The organism is Azospirillum sp. UFLA03-27 (genome assembly GCF_059803775.1).
Window position 1 is genome coordinate 1 of record NZ_JAUQTX010000022.1, and the last position, 14,108, is coordinate 14,108.

Consider the following 14,108-nt stretch of genomic DNA (forward strand, 5'->3'; position numbering starts at 1 on the left):
GCGTATAATCGTCGGCAGCGTCAGATGTGTATAAGAGACAGCCCTCACCCTAACCCTCTCCCCAGAGGGGAGAGGGAACTAGGGGGTGCTCCAGCCGGAACCGCCGACGATGTTGCCCTGGCGGTCGGTGACCAGCACCTCGACCGCCACGGGGGCGCCGTCGAGCGTGTCCAGCGCCGTGCGCTGGGCCAGCGCTGCCACGCGGTCGGCCAGCGGCAGGCCGGTCTCCCTGGCGATGCTCAGGACCTGCGCGGCGGTGTTGGCGGCGCGGGCCTCGGCCACGGTGTTGGGGGCAGCGCCCAGCTCGACCATGCGGTCGGCCAGCCAGTCGAGATCGACGCTGCCGCGCTTGGAATGCAGGTCGAGCAGGCCGCGCGCCAGCTTGCCGAACTTGGCGAAGCCGCCGCACAGGGTCAGGCGCGGGATCGGGTGACGCCGCAGGTACTTCAGCGTGCCGCCCGCGAAATCCCCCATGTCGAGCAGCGCGTGCTCGGGCAGGCCGTAGCGCGCGACGACCGCCTTTTCCGAGGTGTCGCCGGTGCAGGCCGCGACGTGGCTCAGCCCCGCCGCCCGCGCCACGTCGACGCCGCGCTGGATCGAGGCGATCCAGGCCGCGCAGGAATAGGGCACGACGATCCCCGTCGTCCCCAGGATCGACAGGCCGCCGAGGATGCCCAGACGCGGGTTCATGGTGCGGCGGGCCAGCGCCTCCCCGTTCTCGACGGAGACTTCGACGACGACGTCGGGAGCCTCGCCGGCCAGCGCCGCGGCCTCCGCGACCGCTTGGCGGATCATCGCGCGGGGCACCGGGTTGATGGCCGGCTCGCCGACGGGGACCGGCAGGCCGGGACGGGTCACCGTGCCCACCCCTTCGCCTGCGCGGAAGACGACGCCCTGGCCCGGTTCGGCGCGGCTGACGCGGGCGCGGATCAACGCGCCGTGGGTGACGTCCGGGTCGTCGCCGGCGTCCTTCACCACCCCCGCCGCCGCCCAGCCGTCGCCGCGCTCCGTCCAGGCAAGCGCGAAGGCTGGCGTCTGGCCGCCGGGCAGGGTTACCGTCACCGGATCGGGGAAGTCGCCGGAGAACAGCGCCCCGCAGGCCGCCCGCGCGGCGGCGGTGGCGCAGGCGCCCGTCGTCCAGCCCCGCCGCAGCGCCTTGCCGTCGCCGCCTCCGTCGCCGTTCCTCTCTCCGCCGTCCACACCGTTTTCCGTCGCTGAGTGCTCGTCCATGACCGCAGAGCCGTCGCCCGACTCCCTTTCTCTTCCTCTGGAACTGGCCGACTTCCGGCCCGGCAGCGTGTGGCTGGCGGGGGCCGGTCCCGGCGATCCCGGCCTGCTGACCCTGCTGGCCCTGCAAGGTCTAAGGCAAGCCGACGTGATCGTCCATGACGCGCTGGTCGGCGAACGGATCATGGCGCTGGCGGCGCCCTCGGCAAGGCTGGAGTTCGCCGGGAAGCGCGGCGGCAAGCCCTCCGCCCACCAGGACGACATCACCAACCGCCTGATCGAGCTGGCGCGCGAGGGTCACCGCGTGCTCCGGCTGAAGGGCGGCGACCCCTTCGTCTTCGGGCGCGGCGGGGAGGAGGCGCAGGCCCTGGCCGAGCGGGGCATCCCCTTCCGCATCATCCCCGGCATCACGGCGGGCCTCGCCGGCCCGGCCTACGCCGGCATCCCGGCCACCCACCGCACGGCCAACCAGGCGGTGATCCTGGCGACCGGCCATTCCTGCGCCGGCGGGCCGGACTGGAAGGCCCTGGCCGCGACGGGCGCGCCGCTGATCCTCTACATGGCCTGGAAGGGCCTGCCCGGCATCGCCGCGGCGCTGATGGAGGGCGGGCGGCCCGCCGACACGCCGGTCGGCGTGGTGACCGACGCGACGACCGAGCGGCAGCGCGTGCTGGTCACCTCGCTCGGCGCCTGCGTCGCCGACCTGGAGGCGAGCGGGATGGAGCCGCCGGCCATCATCGTGATCGGCGAAGTGGTGCGGCTGCGCCCCGTGCTCGACTGGCTGCCCAAGGAGGCTCCCCATGGCTGAGGCCCCCATGTCTGAGGCTGCACCGCGCGGGCTGATCGTCGGGGCGCCGGCCTCGGGCACCGGCAAGACCACCGTCACGCTGGGACTGCTGGTCGCGCTGAAGGCGCGCGGCCTGCGCGTCGGTGCGGTGAAGGCGGGGCCGGACTACATCGACCCGGCCTTCCATCAGGCGGCGACCGGGCGGCCCAGCGTCAACCTCGACAACTGGGCGATGGGGGCGGACCTGCTGGATTCCCTGGCCCGCCGCGCCGGGGACGGCACCGACCTGCTGGTCTGCGAGGCGCTGATGGGCCTGTTCGACGGGGTGGCGGGCGTCGGGGCGACCGGCACCGGCGCCACCTCCGAACTGGCGGCGCGCACCGGCTGGCCGGTGATCCTGGTGGTCAACGCCAAGGGCCAGTCGCAATCCGCCGCCGCCCTGGTCAAGGGCTTCGCCACCTACCGCGACGATGTGCGGATCGGCGGGGTGATCCTGAACAACATCGCCAGCCCGCGCCACCTCGCCTTGGCCGGCGGCGCCATCGAGGCGCTGGGCATCCCCGTCCTCGGCTCCCTGCCCCGCACCCCCGACGTGATCCTGCCCGAACGCCATCTCGGCTTGATCCAGGCGGAGGAGACGGCAGACCTTCAGGAGCGTCTGGCGGCGCTCGGCCGCTTCATCGCGCAGCATGTCGATCTCGACCGGGTGGCCGCTCTGGCGGCCCCTTCCCACGCGCCGGAAGGACGTTATGCGCCTGCCCTGCCACCGCTGGGCCAGCGCATCGCCATCGCGCGGGACGCCGCCTTCACCTTCGTCTACCCGCATCTGCTGGAGGGCTGGCGCGCAGCGGGCGCCGAGGTGACGCATTTCTCTCCGCTGGCCGACGAGGCACCACCCGACGACGCAGACGCCGTCTATCTGCCCGGCGGCTATCCCGAACTGCACGCCGGACAACTCGCCGCCGCCGGACGCTTCCGCGACGGCATGCACCGCGTCGCCGCCCTCGGGCGCCCGGTCTACGGCGAGTGCGGCGGCTACATGACGCTGGGCGAATCGCTGGAGGACGCGGCGGGCACCACCCACCCGATGCTTGGACTGCTCGGTGTGCGGACCTCCTTCGCCAAGCGCAAGCTGCATCTGGGATACCGGCGCGCCGTCCTGCTCGGCGACACGCCGCTGGGCCGGGCGGGCACCTCGCTGCGCGGGCACGAGTTCCACTACGCCTCGATCCTCGACCGCGGAGCCGACGAACCGCTGGTCACCGCCACGGCGGCGGACGGGTCGGACCTCGGGTCGCTCGGCGGACGGCGCGGCAGCGTCTTCGCCTCGTTCTTCCACGTCATCGCGGCAGACCAATGAGCGATCACGCCTTCGCACCGGAGGAGCGGGACGCGCTCTACAAGGCGATCTTCTCGCGCCGCGACGTGCGCGGGCAGTTCGCCCCCGACCCGGTGCCGGAGGAGGTGCTGACCCGCGTGCTGACCGCCGCGCACCACGCGCCGTCGGTCGGCTTCATGCAGCCGTGGAACTTCATCGTCGTCCAGGATCCGGCGGTGAAGGCGCAGATCCACGCCGACTTCTCCCAGGCCAACGAGGAGGCCGCCGCCCTCTTCACCGGAGAGCGCAAGGCGCTCTACAGCCGCCTGAAGCTGGAAGGCATCCGCGAGGCTCCGGTCAACCTGTGCATCACCTGCGACCGCGAACGCTCCGGCCCGGTGGTGCTGGGGCGCACGCACATCCCGACCATGGACCTCTACTCCTGCGTCTGCGCGGTGCAAAATCTCTGGCTGGCCGCGCGGGCGGAAGGGCTGGGCGTCGGCTGGGTCAGCATCCTGCACGAGGACAAGCTGCGCGAGGCGCTGGGCATCCCGGAGCGGATCGTCCCGGTGGCCTATCTCTGCCTCGGCTACGTCTCCCATTTCCACGATACGCCGGAACTGGAGAAAGCCGGCTGGCGCAGCCGGCTTCCCCTTGAGGACCTCGTCTTCCGCGACCGCTGGGGCGGGACGACGTGACCGGCGGCCGTCAGGCCCCGAAGCCGCCGTCGATGGTCTGGAACGAGCCGGTGATCATGGCGCCGTGCGGGCCGGCGACGAAAGCGGTCAGTTCGGCGACCTCGCTGGCGTGGGCGTGGCGCTTGATCGCCATGAAGCCGTGCATGGCGGCGGCCATCGGGCCGTCGGCCGGATTCATGTCGCTGTGGGTCGGCCCCGGCTGGATGGCGTTGACGGTGATCCCGCGGTCCCCGAAGTCGCGCGCCAGACCGCGCACCATGCCTTGGACCGCCGCCTTGGTGAGCGCGTAGGCGGCACCACCCGCGAAGGGCATGCGGTCGCCGTTCACCGACCCGATGACGATGATGCGCCCCGGCCCGGTCATGTGGCGCGCCGCCTCGACCGCGGCGTGGTAGGGGCCGCGCACGTTGATGTCGATCATGCGGTCCACCTCGTCGGGGTCGAAGGTCAGCGGATCGCCGATCATGGCGACCCCGGCGTTGACGACCAGCACGTCCAGCGCGCCCCGCCCGGCCACCGTGGCGATCACCGCGTCGCGGTCGGCGCTGTCGGTGCGGATCGCCTCGGACCCGGTCTCGGTGGCCAGCGCCGCGGCGGCGTCCGCCGAGCCGGCGTAGGTGAAGGCGACCTGCCCGCCGCCCGCCGCGAAACGCTGGACGATGGCCTTGCCGATGCCCCGGCTGCCGCCCAGCACCAGGATGTTCTTGCCCGCGAAGTCGCTCATGATCGGTTCCTTGAATTAATGTAGTGACCGCTATATAAAATCACCAAAGGGCATCGCGCAAGGATTTTTTATAGTGGTCGCTACAAAAAAATCGGAGCCGCGCGGACGGCGGCGTTCCTTCGACGTGGACGAGGCGGTGGAAACGGCGATGCGGCTGTTCCACGCCCGCGGTTACGACGCGGTCGGTGTGGCCGAGTTGGGCGCCGAGCTGGGCATCAAGCCGCCGAGCTTCTACGCCGCCTTCGGCAGCAAGGCCGGGCTGTTCGAGCGGGCGCTGCGGCGCTACGCGGCGGGCGAGGCGAACATCTTTGCGCGGGCTCTGGCGGCGGGTGGCGACGTGGCGACGGTGATCGGGCGGACGCTGGCGCTCGCCGCGCAGCTGTATCCCGGCCAGGGTGGGACGGCGGGGTGCCTCGTGCTCGACGGGGCGCGCAACAGCGCCGACCCGGAGGCTCAGGCCCTGGCCGACGCGGCCAAGCGGGAAGGCCGCGCCGCAGTCCGCGACTTCATCGCCACCGAAGCGCCGGACCGCGCCGACGCGCTGGCCGATCTGGTGGTGGTCGCGATGATGGGGATGTCGGCCGCCGCCCGCGACGGCGCGGACCGGGAAAGGCTGGAGCGGGTGGCCGCCATGATGGACCGCGCCTTCCGCCGGGAGCTGTCGGGCGCCTGACGGGTCCTCCCTGCGGAGGATGGTACAGGATTTCCGTCACGTCTTGGTCCTTACGACTGACCGGCGGGCGGTGCAGGATCAGCGGCAGCCGGGAACCTCCCGCATCCCCACTGAGGACCAACCGCCATGTCCCCGCGTCTCGACTACCACGCAACCGCCCCTGCCGGCATGAAGGCCCTCGCCGGCGCGCATGGCTACATCGCCCAGTGCGGGCTTCCGGTCACGCTGATCGATCTCGTGTACCTGCGTGTGTCGCAAATCAACGGCTGCGCCTATTGCATCGACCTGCACAGCCGCGATCTGCTGAAGAACGGCGTCACCATGGACAAGCTGGTGCTGGTGCCGGTCTGGCATGAGGCCGAAACGCTGTTCACCGACCGCGAGCGCGCCGCGCTGCGCTGGGCGGAGACGGTGACGCGGGTGGCCGACACCGCCGTCCCGGATGCGGAGTTCCAGGCGGTGTCGGCCCAGTTCTCCGAGAAGGAGGTGGCCGACCTGACGATCGCCATCGGCCTGATGAACCTCTACAACCGCCTCGCCATCAGCTTCCGCACGGTTCCCGCCGCCGCCCGTTGAGCGCGTTCTTGCAGAGTCAGCCGTGCCGCTTCACCAAGTCGATCAACCGGCGGCAGTCGTCGGACAGGCGCCGTTCCTGCAGATTGGTGATGCCCAGCAGCAGGCCCCGGGGGCGAGCGGCCTCCGGGCCATCGGCGTACCAGGGCGACAGCGGCACCGGAGCGAGGCCGTCCGCCTGCGCCGCCGCGGCGATGGCGATGTCGCGGCTGCCCGGTGGCAAGACCAGCCGGACCGACAGGCTTCCCGACGCCTCCACCGCCATCGGTGACTCCGCCCCCGCGGCGTCGCCCATGGCCGCCAGAAGTGCCTGCTGGCGGACGGCGTAGAGCCGCTTCATCCGGCGCAGATGCCGGAAATAATGCCCGCTCGCCATGAAGTCGGCCACCGCCCGCTGCATCGCCGCCGCCGGGGCCGGGGACAGGCAGGCGGCGGCCTCGCCGAAGAGACCGGCCAGCCCCGGCGGCACCATCAGGAAGCCGAGCCGCAGCGCCGGGCTGATCGTCTTGCTGAAGGTGCCGGCGTGCAGCACCCGCCCATCCCGGTCGAGGGAGGCCAGCGCCGGAGCGGCCCGTCCCTTCAACTGCAGTTCGCTGAGATAGTCGTCCTCGACGATCCATGCCCCGGCTCGCGAGGCCCATTCCAGCAGGGCGAGGCGGCGCTGCAACGTCATGGTCACGCCGAGCGGCGCCTGCTGGCCGGGCGTCACCACGGCCAAGCCCGCCGTCGGCGCTCGTGCGAGTCCCGCATCCACGTCGATCCCGGCGGCGTCCGTCGGCACGGGCACCACGGTCATGCCGGCGAGGTGAAGGGCGCGGCGGGTCAGGGGAAAGCCGGGCTCCTCCATCCAGACGGTGCCGCCGTCCAGCCGCAAGGCCCGAATCACCAGGCCGAGCGCGCCGGAATAGCCCGCCGTGATGCAAATTTGCTCCGGCGTGCAGCGGATGCCGCGGGCGATGGCCAGCACGGCGGCGATCTCGCGCCGCAGATCCGGATGGCCGCGCGGATCGGGATAGCTGACCGGGGTCGCCGCCGCGGCCCGCGCCGCCCGCCCGACGATCCGGGACCACAGCGTGAAGGGAAAGGCGTCCTGCGCCGGCACACCCATCTGGAAGGGCAGCGGCGCCCGCTCGAAATTGGAAAACAGCTCCGGGAAGGACGGGTCCTGGACCGGCCCGCCGGGGGACGGCCCCGCCATGGCCCCCTCGGCCACCCGCGTCCCCGCGGCGCCCAAACCGACCGCAAGCTGTTCGTCGATCAGCCGCTCATAGGCGTCGCGCACCGTCCCACGGGACACCCCGAGCTGCACCGCCAGATCCCGCCAGGACGGCAACCGCGCCCCTCCGGCCAGCCGGCCATTGCGGATGGCGTCGCGCAAGGCGGCGTGGATTTGAGCGGACAGCGGAACCTTCGCGGTTCGGCTGAGGGCGATATCCAGAGTTTCCGGCGGCGGCAGGGCGGGCATGGGCCGCAGGATAGCGCAAGCTTGCCCATCCGCAATCCACCGCAAGCTTCCTGAATTGCCCGCCGGCAGGCACCCGGGTGTCCGGCGCGTCGTGGACAAAAAAAGGCCGGAGCAAGCGCTCCGGCCTTGAGTCTAGGGAGGAAACGCCCCGAGAATGGGCTGGCGGAGAATAGGGGCACCCCTTTCAAACTGGTATTACCAATCCGGAATGGGTGCGGTGCAGCATCCGCATAGGCCAATAATTCCCTGTGAATAGTATGGTTTTTTTTGGCCTTTCCGCTTTCCCCTATGGTGTCAGTGTGCTGTCCCGTCGTGGAACGGGGCGATTTGTCATCCTCGGTACAGCTTCACCACCGACGCGCGAACGCGCATAATCCGGCGCGGAACCGGGGGTGCGGCCCGCAGCGGCGATGGCCGTGCGGGCGCTGTATGGGGAACGACGGCATGGGATTCGGCAGGGGCGTGTGGCTGCGCCCGGTGGTCGCGCTGCTTCTCGGGATTCTGACCAACGGGATTTCGGCCGGCGAACCCGCGTGGGCGGACCCCACCCGCTTCACCATCCTCTACGCCCACAGCACGACCGAGCTGGAGGACGTGCAGGGACGCGGCGGCATTGCCCGGCTCGCCACGCTGGTCCACCAGGAACGGGCGGCAGGCGCCACCGTGCTGGTCCTGCATGGCGGGCAGGCGCTCGCCCCTTCCGTCCTGTCCTTCTACGACCAGGGGGCGCACGTCATCGACCTGCTGAACGGGGTCGGCATCGACGCCATGGCGGCGCTGAACCGGGAATTCCATCACGGTGACGATGTGCTGATGACACGCGCCTTCGAAGCGAACTTCCCCATGGTCGTCTCCAACGCGGTGGACCGCCAGACCGGCAAGCCGCTGGACGGGCTGGAGGACCGCGCGATGCTGAACGCCGGGCCGGTGCGCGTCGGGGTGCTGGCCGCGGCACCGGCGCGGACGGGAGAGATCACCCGCTCGCCGCGCACCGACTTCCTGCCGCCGGGTCCGGTGCTGGCCCGGAAGGCGAAGGACCTGCGCAACGCCGGGGCCGATCTGGTGGTGGCGCTGACCGGCGATTCCGGCGGCACCCACCGCGACGTGATCGCCTCCGGCGCCGCCGACATCGTGCTCTACCAGGACCGCGGGCGGGTGGTCGCCGTGGAATACGACGGCAAGACCCTGAACGCGACGGTCGAGCCGCAGGCCGCCTGGGTGCTGGCCCTGGACATCACCGCCGAGAAGGTGACCAAGGGCGACGCCACGCGCACGGTGTGGAGCAGCGGCGTGCGCGCCATCGACACCGCCACCGTGGCGCCGGACCCGGCGCTGGACGCGCAGGCCAAGGCCTATCGCGCGCGGCTGGACAGCATGCTGGGCATGCAGGTAGGCCGTCTGGACGCCCCCATCGACACGCGGCGCGAAGCGGTCCGCGCCAGCGAGAACGCCTTCGCCAACACCGTCGCCGATTCGCTGCGCGAGGCGATGGAGGCCGACGTGGCGCTGATCAACGGCGGCTCCTTCCGCGGCGACCGCGCCTATGCGGCGGGCACGGTGTGGACGCGCCGGGACATCCAGACCGAATTTCCCTTCCACGACACCGCCGTGCTGATCGAGGTCACCGGGCAGCAGTTGCGCGACGCGCTGGAGTTCGGCTTCTCCGGAATCGAGCAGTTGCAGGGCCGTTTCCCGCACCTGTCCAACGCCCGCGTCATCGTCGACCCGTCGCGCCCGCCCGGCCAGCGGGTGATGGCGCTGACGGTGGGCAGCAAGCCGGTGGAGCCGACGGCCCGCTTCCGGCTGGCCACCGGCAGCTACCTCGCCAACGGCGGGGACGGCTATGCGATGCTGACCACCGCCCCGCGGCTGGTGGACGACCGGGACGCCGATTTCGTCTCGACCATCCTGGCCAGCCGGATCGCCCGCACGGGCAGCTTCGCGCCGCGGCTCGACGGTCGCCTGACGGTTCAGCGGTAGCCGCGGAATGGACGCCACGCCGCCCTCCGCCGACCGCACCGATGCCACCGCGCCCCTGCGCCGGCGCCGTGGTGCGCGCGCGGGCATCGTGCTGCGCATCTCCATCGGCCTGACCATCATGACGATGCTGGTCCTGCTGGTCGGCGTCGTGTCGCTGTCCTCCTTCCAGCAGTTCCGGGGGGAGGTGTCGGTGCTGTCCACCACCACCCTGCCGAAGGTCATCACCAGCGCGGAGCTGCGCGGCTCGCTCCAGAAGCTGGTCGCCCGCCTGCCCGTCCTGGCCGGCGCGGCCACCACCCCGCAGCGCCGGGCCATCTACGACGAACTCATCAGCGAACTGGAGTTCCTGAGGAAGCTGGTGGAGCGCATGCGGGACCTCCACCAGCAAGGCGAGCCGGGCGGCGACGGCGAAAGCGACGAGTTGCGGCTTCTGGAACAGGCCCAGTCCACCCTGCTGATCCTGGCGGCGACGGTGGCCGACCTGAACGCCGAGGTCGGACGGCAGATCGAGGCCGGTGCCCGCCAAGCGGAGGCGATCCGCGCCCTGGCCCAGCTCGCCGACGCGCTGGAGCGATTGCCGGGCGCTGAACCTGGAACCGGACCGGCCACGGCGGCGCCCGGCGGGGGCGGAACGCTGGGGGCCTGGGCGGTTCGGGCGGGCGCGCTGATGGCCCGGGCCGCCGGGGCGATGCAGACGGACCACCTCAACCGGCTGCGGGTGGAGCGCCGCAACGCGGAGCACACGCTGGCCGAGCTGGGCCGCCTGGCGGCCGCCACGCCCGAGCCGGAGGGCTCCGCCATGGAGCGCATCCGGGCCGACCTCGCCGCGATCCTGGTGGCGCCGGAGGGACTGTTCGACAGCTCCGCCGAACGGCTCCAGGCGCGCAACCGCGCCCAGGCGCTGTCCGGCCAGTCGCGCGTCCTAGTGGAGACGGTGGACCGCTTCACGCTGGCCCTGTTCGACGCCATCCACGACCAATCCACCGACCGCACCGGCGATCTGGCGGCGATGATCCAGGAGCGCTCGCGCATGGTGATGGTGCTGGGCGGCGCCTCCATCCTGCTGGCCATCCTCGTCCATCTCTTCTTCCGGCGCTTCCTGACCTCGCGGCTGGTCGCGCTGAACGGCGCGGTGCTGGCCCGGCTGTCCGGCAGCGACGCGACGGTGCCGGTGGAGGGCAACGACGAGATCACCGACATCGCCGCCTCCATCCGCTACTTCATCGACGAGATCGACCGGCGCCAGATGGATCTGGCCGACAACGAGCGGCGGTTCCGCGACCTCGTCGAAGGCTCCATCCAGGGCATCATCATCCACCGCGATTTCCGTCCGCTCTACGCCAACGAGGCGTTCCTGCAGATGCTGGGGAGCAGCCTGGACCGGGCGTTGCGGGTGCGGTCGGTGCTCGACTTCATCGCGGAGGACAGCCGGCCGCTGGTCGAGGACAACTACCGGCACATCGTCGCCACCGGCCTGCCCAGCGAGCGGCGGCGGCTGCGCGCCCGCCGGCTCGACGGGTCGGAGCGCTGGATCGAGCTGACCAGCCGCCGCATCGATTGGAAGGGGGAGACCGCCGTCCAGTCCATCGTCGTGGACGTGACCCGCGAGGTCGAGGCCGAAGCGGCGCTCCGCCGGTCCCGCGATTCGGCCGAACAGGCGCTGCGCGAGTTGAAGGAGACCCAGGCCAGCCTGATCCAGGCGGAGAAGATGGCGTCGCTCGGCCAGCTCGTCGCCGGGGTGGCGCACGAGGTGAACACGCCCATCGGCATCACCATCACCGGCGCCTCGCAGCTTGCCCTGCAGTTCGAGGAGCTGACCCGGCAGCTCGCCGCCGGGGCCATCAAGAAGTCGGAGTTCCAGCGCTTCCTGGCCGACGGCGGCGAGATGGCCCGCCTGATCCTGTCCAACAGCACGCGCGCCGCCGATCTGGTGCAGAGCTTCAAGATGGTCGCGGTGGACCAGTCCAGCGACGAGCGGCGGCGGTTCGAGCTGAAAACCTACATCGGCGAGCTGTTGCGCAGCCTGCGCCCGACCTACAAGGACGTCGGCGGGCTGGACATCGTCGTGGACAGCCCCGACGAGCTGGAACTGGACGGCTATCCCGGTGCCCTGTCGCAGATTTTGACCAACCTCGTCCTCAACGCGCTGGCTCACGCCTTCACGCCGCACCATCCGGGCCGGCTGACCATTGCCGCCCGCCTGCTGCCGCAGGATCAGGTGGAGCTGACGGTGGCCGACGACGGGCTGGGCATCCCGTCGGACATCCTGCCGAAGATCTTCGACCCCTTCTTCACCACCCGCCGCGGCAACGGGGGCAGCGGGCTGGGGCTGCACATCGTCTACAACCTCGTCACCGGCACCTTGCGCGGAACCATCACCGTGCAGAGCATCCCCGGCGAAGGCGCCCGCTTCACCCTGCGCTTCCCGCGCGTCACCCCGACGGCGGGGACAAGCGTGGGAAAGGCGGAATTGGTGTGATCCGGCGTCGCTCCGGAGATCGGGGTCAGCGCACCTCGCCCTCGAACCAGTGTCGGCCCTTGCGGTCCTCGACCTCGATCACCCACACGTCGGGGTCGTAGCGGGTCTGGCGGGCGATGTAGGCGTCCGCCGTCGCCTCGTCCACCGGTTCGGCACCGGTGCCGCGCGACCAGCGCAGCCGCTCCTCGTCGCGCACCTGGACCAGCACGCTGAAGGTCCGGTCCAGCCGGTTCAGTTTCAGGATGACCGTGCCTCGGCTGGGGTCCCCCTTGCGCAGAACCATCATCGTGACGCCCTCGGCATCGGCGGCGCGGATATGCGCCATCACCCAGAGGTGAGTCGGCAGACGGTCGTCCATGGAAATCCTCGCTCCGGGAAGGTCCGGGGGCTCGCCTTCGGCAAGGCCCCGGTGTAGACAACGGGCATGGCGACACTCCTGGACGTTCTCGACGCCGCCGTCAACCACCACATGGCCGGGCGCCTCGCCGAGGCGGCGCAGGATTACCGCGTCGTGCTGGCGGTGGAGCCGGCGCAGCCGGACGCCCTGCATCTGCTCGGCGTGGCGGAGGCCCAGCGCGGCGTCCACGCCGCCGCTGCGGCGCTGATCGCCCGCTCGTTGCGGCTCCGCCCCGACGCGGCGGCTCCCTGGGGCAACCTCGGCGGCGCCCTGCGTGCGCTCGGCGCGGCGGAGCGGGCCGACGCCGCGCTGGCCCGCGCCCTGGTCCTCGACCCGGCTTCGCCCGATGCCCTGACGAACCTGGGTTCGGTGCGCCACGCCCTGGCCGACCATCCCGCCGCGCTGGCGTGGCTGGAGCGCGCCGAACGGCTGCGCCCCGGCCATCCGGACACCGCGCTCAACCGCGGCGTCGTGCTGCGCGACGCGCGACGCTTCGCGGAGTCCGACGCCTGCCTGGACGCCCTGCTGGCCTCCCGGCCCGACCACGCCGACGCGCATCTGGCGCGCGCGGTCAGCCGGCTGGTGCGGGGCGACCTGCGCGCCGGATGGGACGAATTCGAGTGGCGCCCGCGTCGCCTGCCCGCCCCGCCCTGGGCCGGAGAGCCGCTGGAGGGTCGGCGCATCCTGCTGCACGCCGAGCAGGGATTCGGTGACACCATCCAGTTCGCCCGCTACGCCCCGCTGGTGGCGCGCGCCGGCGGCCGGGTGGTCCTGGACGTGCATCCGTTGCAGTTCCGTCTGCTGCGCTCGCTGGGACCGGAGATCCAGGTGCTGGTGCGCGGCCCCGCCCCAGCGCCACACGACCTGCACTGCCCACTGATGAGCCTGCCGCGCGCCTTCGGCACCGATCTGGCGAGCGTCCCCGCCCCTCCCGCCTACCTCGCCGCCGAGGCGGACGAAGTGGCGCGCTGGGGCCGCCGGATCGCCGAAGTTGATACGGGGGCGGGGTCCGGACCACGCGTCGGCCTCGTCTGGGCGGGCAACCCGAACCACCGCAACGACCGCAACCGCTCCATCCCCGTCGAGCGGCTGGCCCCGCTGCTCGACGCGCCGGGCCTCCGTCTGTTCAGCCTGCAGACCGGCGATGCCAAAGCGGCCCGCCCCGTCGCCCTGCCCGACCTGACCGCGGGCATCCGCGACTTCGCCGACAGCGCGGCCATCCTGGCCAATCTGGACCTCGTCATCGCGGTCGACACGGCGACCATCCATCTGGCGGGCGCGCTCGGCGTGCCGGCGTGGCTGCTGCTGCCCTACGCGCCGGATTGGCGCTGGCTGCTCGACCGCGCGGACAGCCCCTGGTACCCCTCGCTGCGCCTGTTCCGCCAGCCCAGCCCCGGCGACTGGGACAGTGTCCTGCGCGCCGTCGCCGCGGCGTTGGAGCGGTTCACCGCCGCTCAGTTGGCGCCGCAGAAGCAGTTGTAGGGATCGTCCCCGCTCCAGGCCGGACGGGTGGACGAGAGAGGGCTTGCAACGGGCAACGCCGGCATCTCCGCCGCCAGCAGGGTGGCGTTGAAGGTGGCCACATCGAAGGACTGCGGGTCCGGAAGATCGAAGCGGAGCGGCGCGCCGCTCAGCGCGTGCCCCAGAAGGGCAGCCCCCAGCAACGGTATCAGAAATTGCTCCACACGGTCCAAGCCGCCCTCCCCCGGCGGCCTCACCGCCGGCGTGTGTCCCGTTTGCTCTCCTCCCTTCTACCGCAGCCCCGGTCCGGCCACGCCCTGTCCTTA

The 14,108-nt window shown here is 71.8% G+C and carries 13 protein-coding genes; 8 read left to right on the forward strand and 5 right to left on the reverse strand.

Features of this window, described 5'->3' with window-relative positions; genetic code table 11:
• Positions 1 to 78: 78 nt before the first annotated feature.
• A complete protein-coding gene (locus Q4I23_RS05470; RefSeq protein WP_498525530.1) occupies positions 79 to 1,230 on the reverse strand; it encodes a cobalt-precorrin-5B (C(1))-methyltransferase in 1,152 nt (383 codons plus the stop codon).
• On the opposite strand from Q4I23_RS05470, the gene cobA reads away from it, so the two are divergent.
• Genes cobA through bluB form a run of 3 tightly spaced genes read left to right on the forward strand, consistent with a single transcriptional unit; the run spans position 1,229 to position 4,030 of the window.
• The gene (gene cobA, locus Q4I23_RS05475; RefSeq protein ID WP_454017569.1) at positions 1,229 to 2,035 is read left to right on the forward strand and encodes a uroporphyrinogen-III C-methyltransferase; all 807 of its coding nucleotides are present in this window, start codon (positions 1,229 to 1,231) and stop codon (positions 2,033 to 2,035) included. The two genes, Q4I23_RS05470 and cobA, sit on opposite strands and share 2 nt — an antisense overlap.
• Positions 2,028 to 3,374 (forward strand): cobyrinic acid a,c-diamide synthase CobB, encoded by a 1,347-nt coding sequence (locus Q4I23_RS05480; RefSeq protein WP_498525531.1) that lies wholly within the window; start codon positions 2,028 to 2,030, stop codon positions 3,372 to 3,374. Before cobA ends, Q4I23_RS05480 begins: the two co-directional genes overlap by 8 nt.
• The gene (gene bluB / locus Q4I23_RS05485; RefSeq protein ID WP_498525532.1) at positions 3,371 to 4,030 is read left to right on the forward strand and encodes a 5,6-dimethylbenzimidazole synthase; all 660 of its coding nucleotides are present in this window, start codon (positions 3,371 to 3,373) and stop codon (positions 4,028 to 4,030) included. Before Q4I23_RS05480 ends, bluB begins: the two co-directional genes overlap by 4 nt.
• 10 nt (positions 4,031 to 4,040) lie before the next feature.
• Here bluB and bdcA read toward each other — a convergent pair whose 3' ends face one another.
• Positions 4,041 to 4,754, reverse strand: coding sequence for an SDR family oxidoreductase (bdcA, locus tag Q4I23_RS05490; RefSeq protein WP_498525533.1), 714 nt, complete (start codon positions 4,752 to 4,754; stop codon positions 4,041 to 4,043).
• 73 nt (positions 4,755 to 4,827) lie between these two features.
• Between bdcA and Q4I23_RS05495 the strand changes: the two genes are divergently transcribed.
• Both Q4I23_RS05495 and Q4I23_RS05500 read left to right on the forward strand, forming a co-directional pair.
• Entirely contained in the window at positions 4,828 to 5,427 is a 600-nt protein-coding gene (locus tag Q4I23_RS05495) for a TetR/AcrR family transcriptional regulator (protein WP_498525534.1), read from the forward strand.
• A 126-nt stretch (positions 5,428 to 5,553) separates the two neighbouring features.
• The gene (locus tag Q4I23_RS05500) at positions 5,554 to 6,003 is read left to right on the forward strand and encodes a carboxymuconolactone decarboxylase family protein (RefSeq protein WP_498525535.1); all 450 of its coding nucleotides are present in this window, start codon (positions 5,554 to 5,556) and stop codon (positions 6,001 to 6,003) included.
• Positions 6,004 to 6,019: 16 nt separating this feature from the next.
• Here the strand turns inward: Q4I23_RS05500 and pdxR are convergent, their stop codons facing one another.
• Positions 6,020 to 7,465, reverse strand: coding sequence for a MocR-like pyridoxine biosynthesis transcription factor PdxR (gene pdxR, locus Q4I23_RS05505; protein WP_498525536.1), 1,446 nt, complete (start codon positions 7,463 to 7,465; stop codon positions 6,020 to 6,022).
• Positions 7,466 to 7,909: 444 nt separating this feature from the next.
• On the opposite strand from pdxR, the gene Q4I23_RS05510 reads away from it, so the two are divergent.
• Together Q4I23_RS05510 and Q4I23_RS05515 are read left to right on the forward strand one after the other, a co-directional pair.
• The gene (locus Q4I23_RS05510; protein WP_498525537.1) at positions 7,910 to 9,445 is read left to right on the forward strand and encodes a bifunctional metallophosphatase/5'-nucleotidase; all 1,536 of its coding nucleotides are present in this window, start codon (positions 7,910 to 7,912) and stop codon (positions 9,443 to 9,445) included.
• Positions 9,446 to 9,452: 7 nt separating this feature from the next.
• Entirely contained in the window at positions 9,453 to 11,924 is a 2,472-nt protein-coding gene (locus tag Q4I23_RS05515) for an ATP-binding protein (RefSeq protein ID WP_498525538.1), read from the forward strand.
• A 25-nt stretch (positions 11,925 to 11,949) separates the two neighbouring features.
• On the opposite strand, the gene Q4I23_RS05520 is transcribed toward Q4I23_RS05515, so the two are convergent.
• Positions 11,950 to 12,282 (reverse strand): DUF1491 family protein, encoded by a 333-nt coding sequence (locus Q4I23_RS05520; protein ID WP_014197577.1) that lies wholly within the window; start codon positions 12,280 to 12,282, stop codon positions 11,950 to 11,952.
• A gap of 66 nt (positions 12,283 to 12,348) precedes the next feature.
• Between Q4I23_RS05520 and Q4I23_RS05525 the strand changes: the two genes are divergently transcribed.
• Positions 12,349 to 13,803, forward strand: a complete 1,455-nt coding sequence (locus Q4I23_RS05525; protein WP_498525539.1) for a tetratricopeptide repeat protein — start codon at positions 12,349 to 12,351, stop codon at positions 13,801 to 13,803.
• Here the strand turns inward: Q4I23_RS05525 and Q4I23_RS05530 are convergent.
• Positions 13,776 to 14,006: a hypothetical protein gene (locus Q4I23_RS05530; RefSeq protein WP_454017921.1), complete on the reverse strand. Its 231-nt coding sequence runs from the start codon at positions 14,004 to 14,006 to the stop codon at positions 13,776 to 13,778. The genes Q4I23_RS05525 and Q4I23_RS05530 overlap by 28 nt on opposite strands.
• Positions 14,007 to 14,108: the final 102 nt, after the last annotated feature.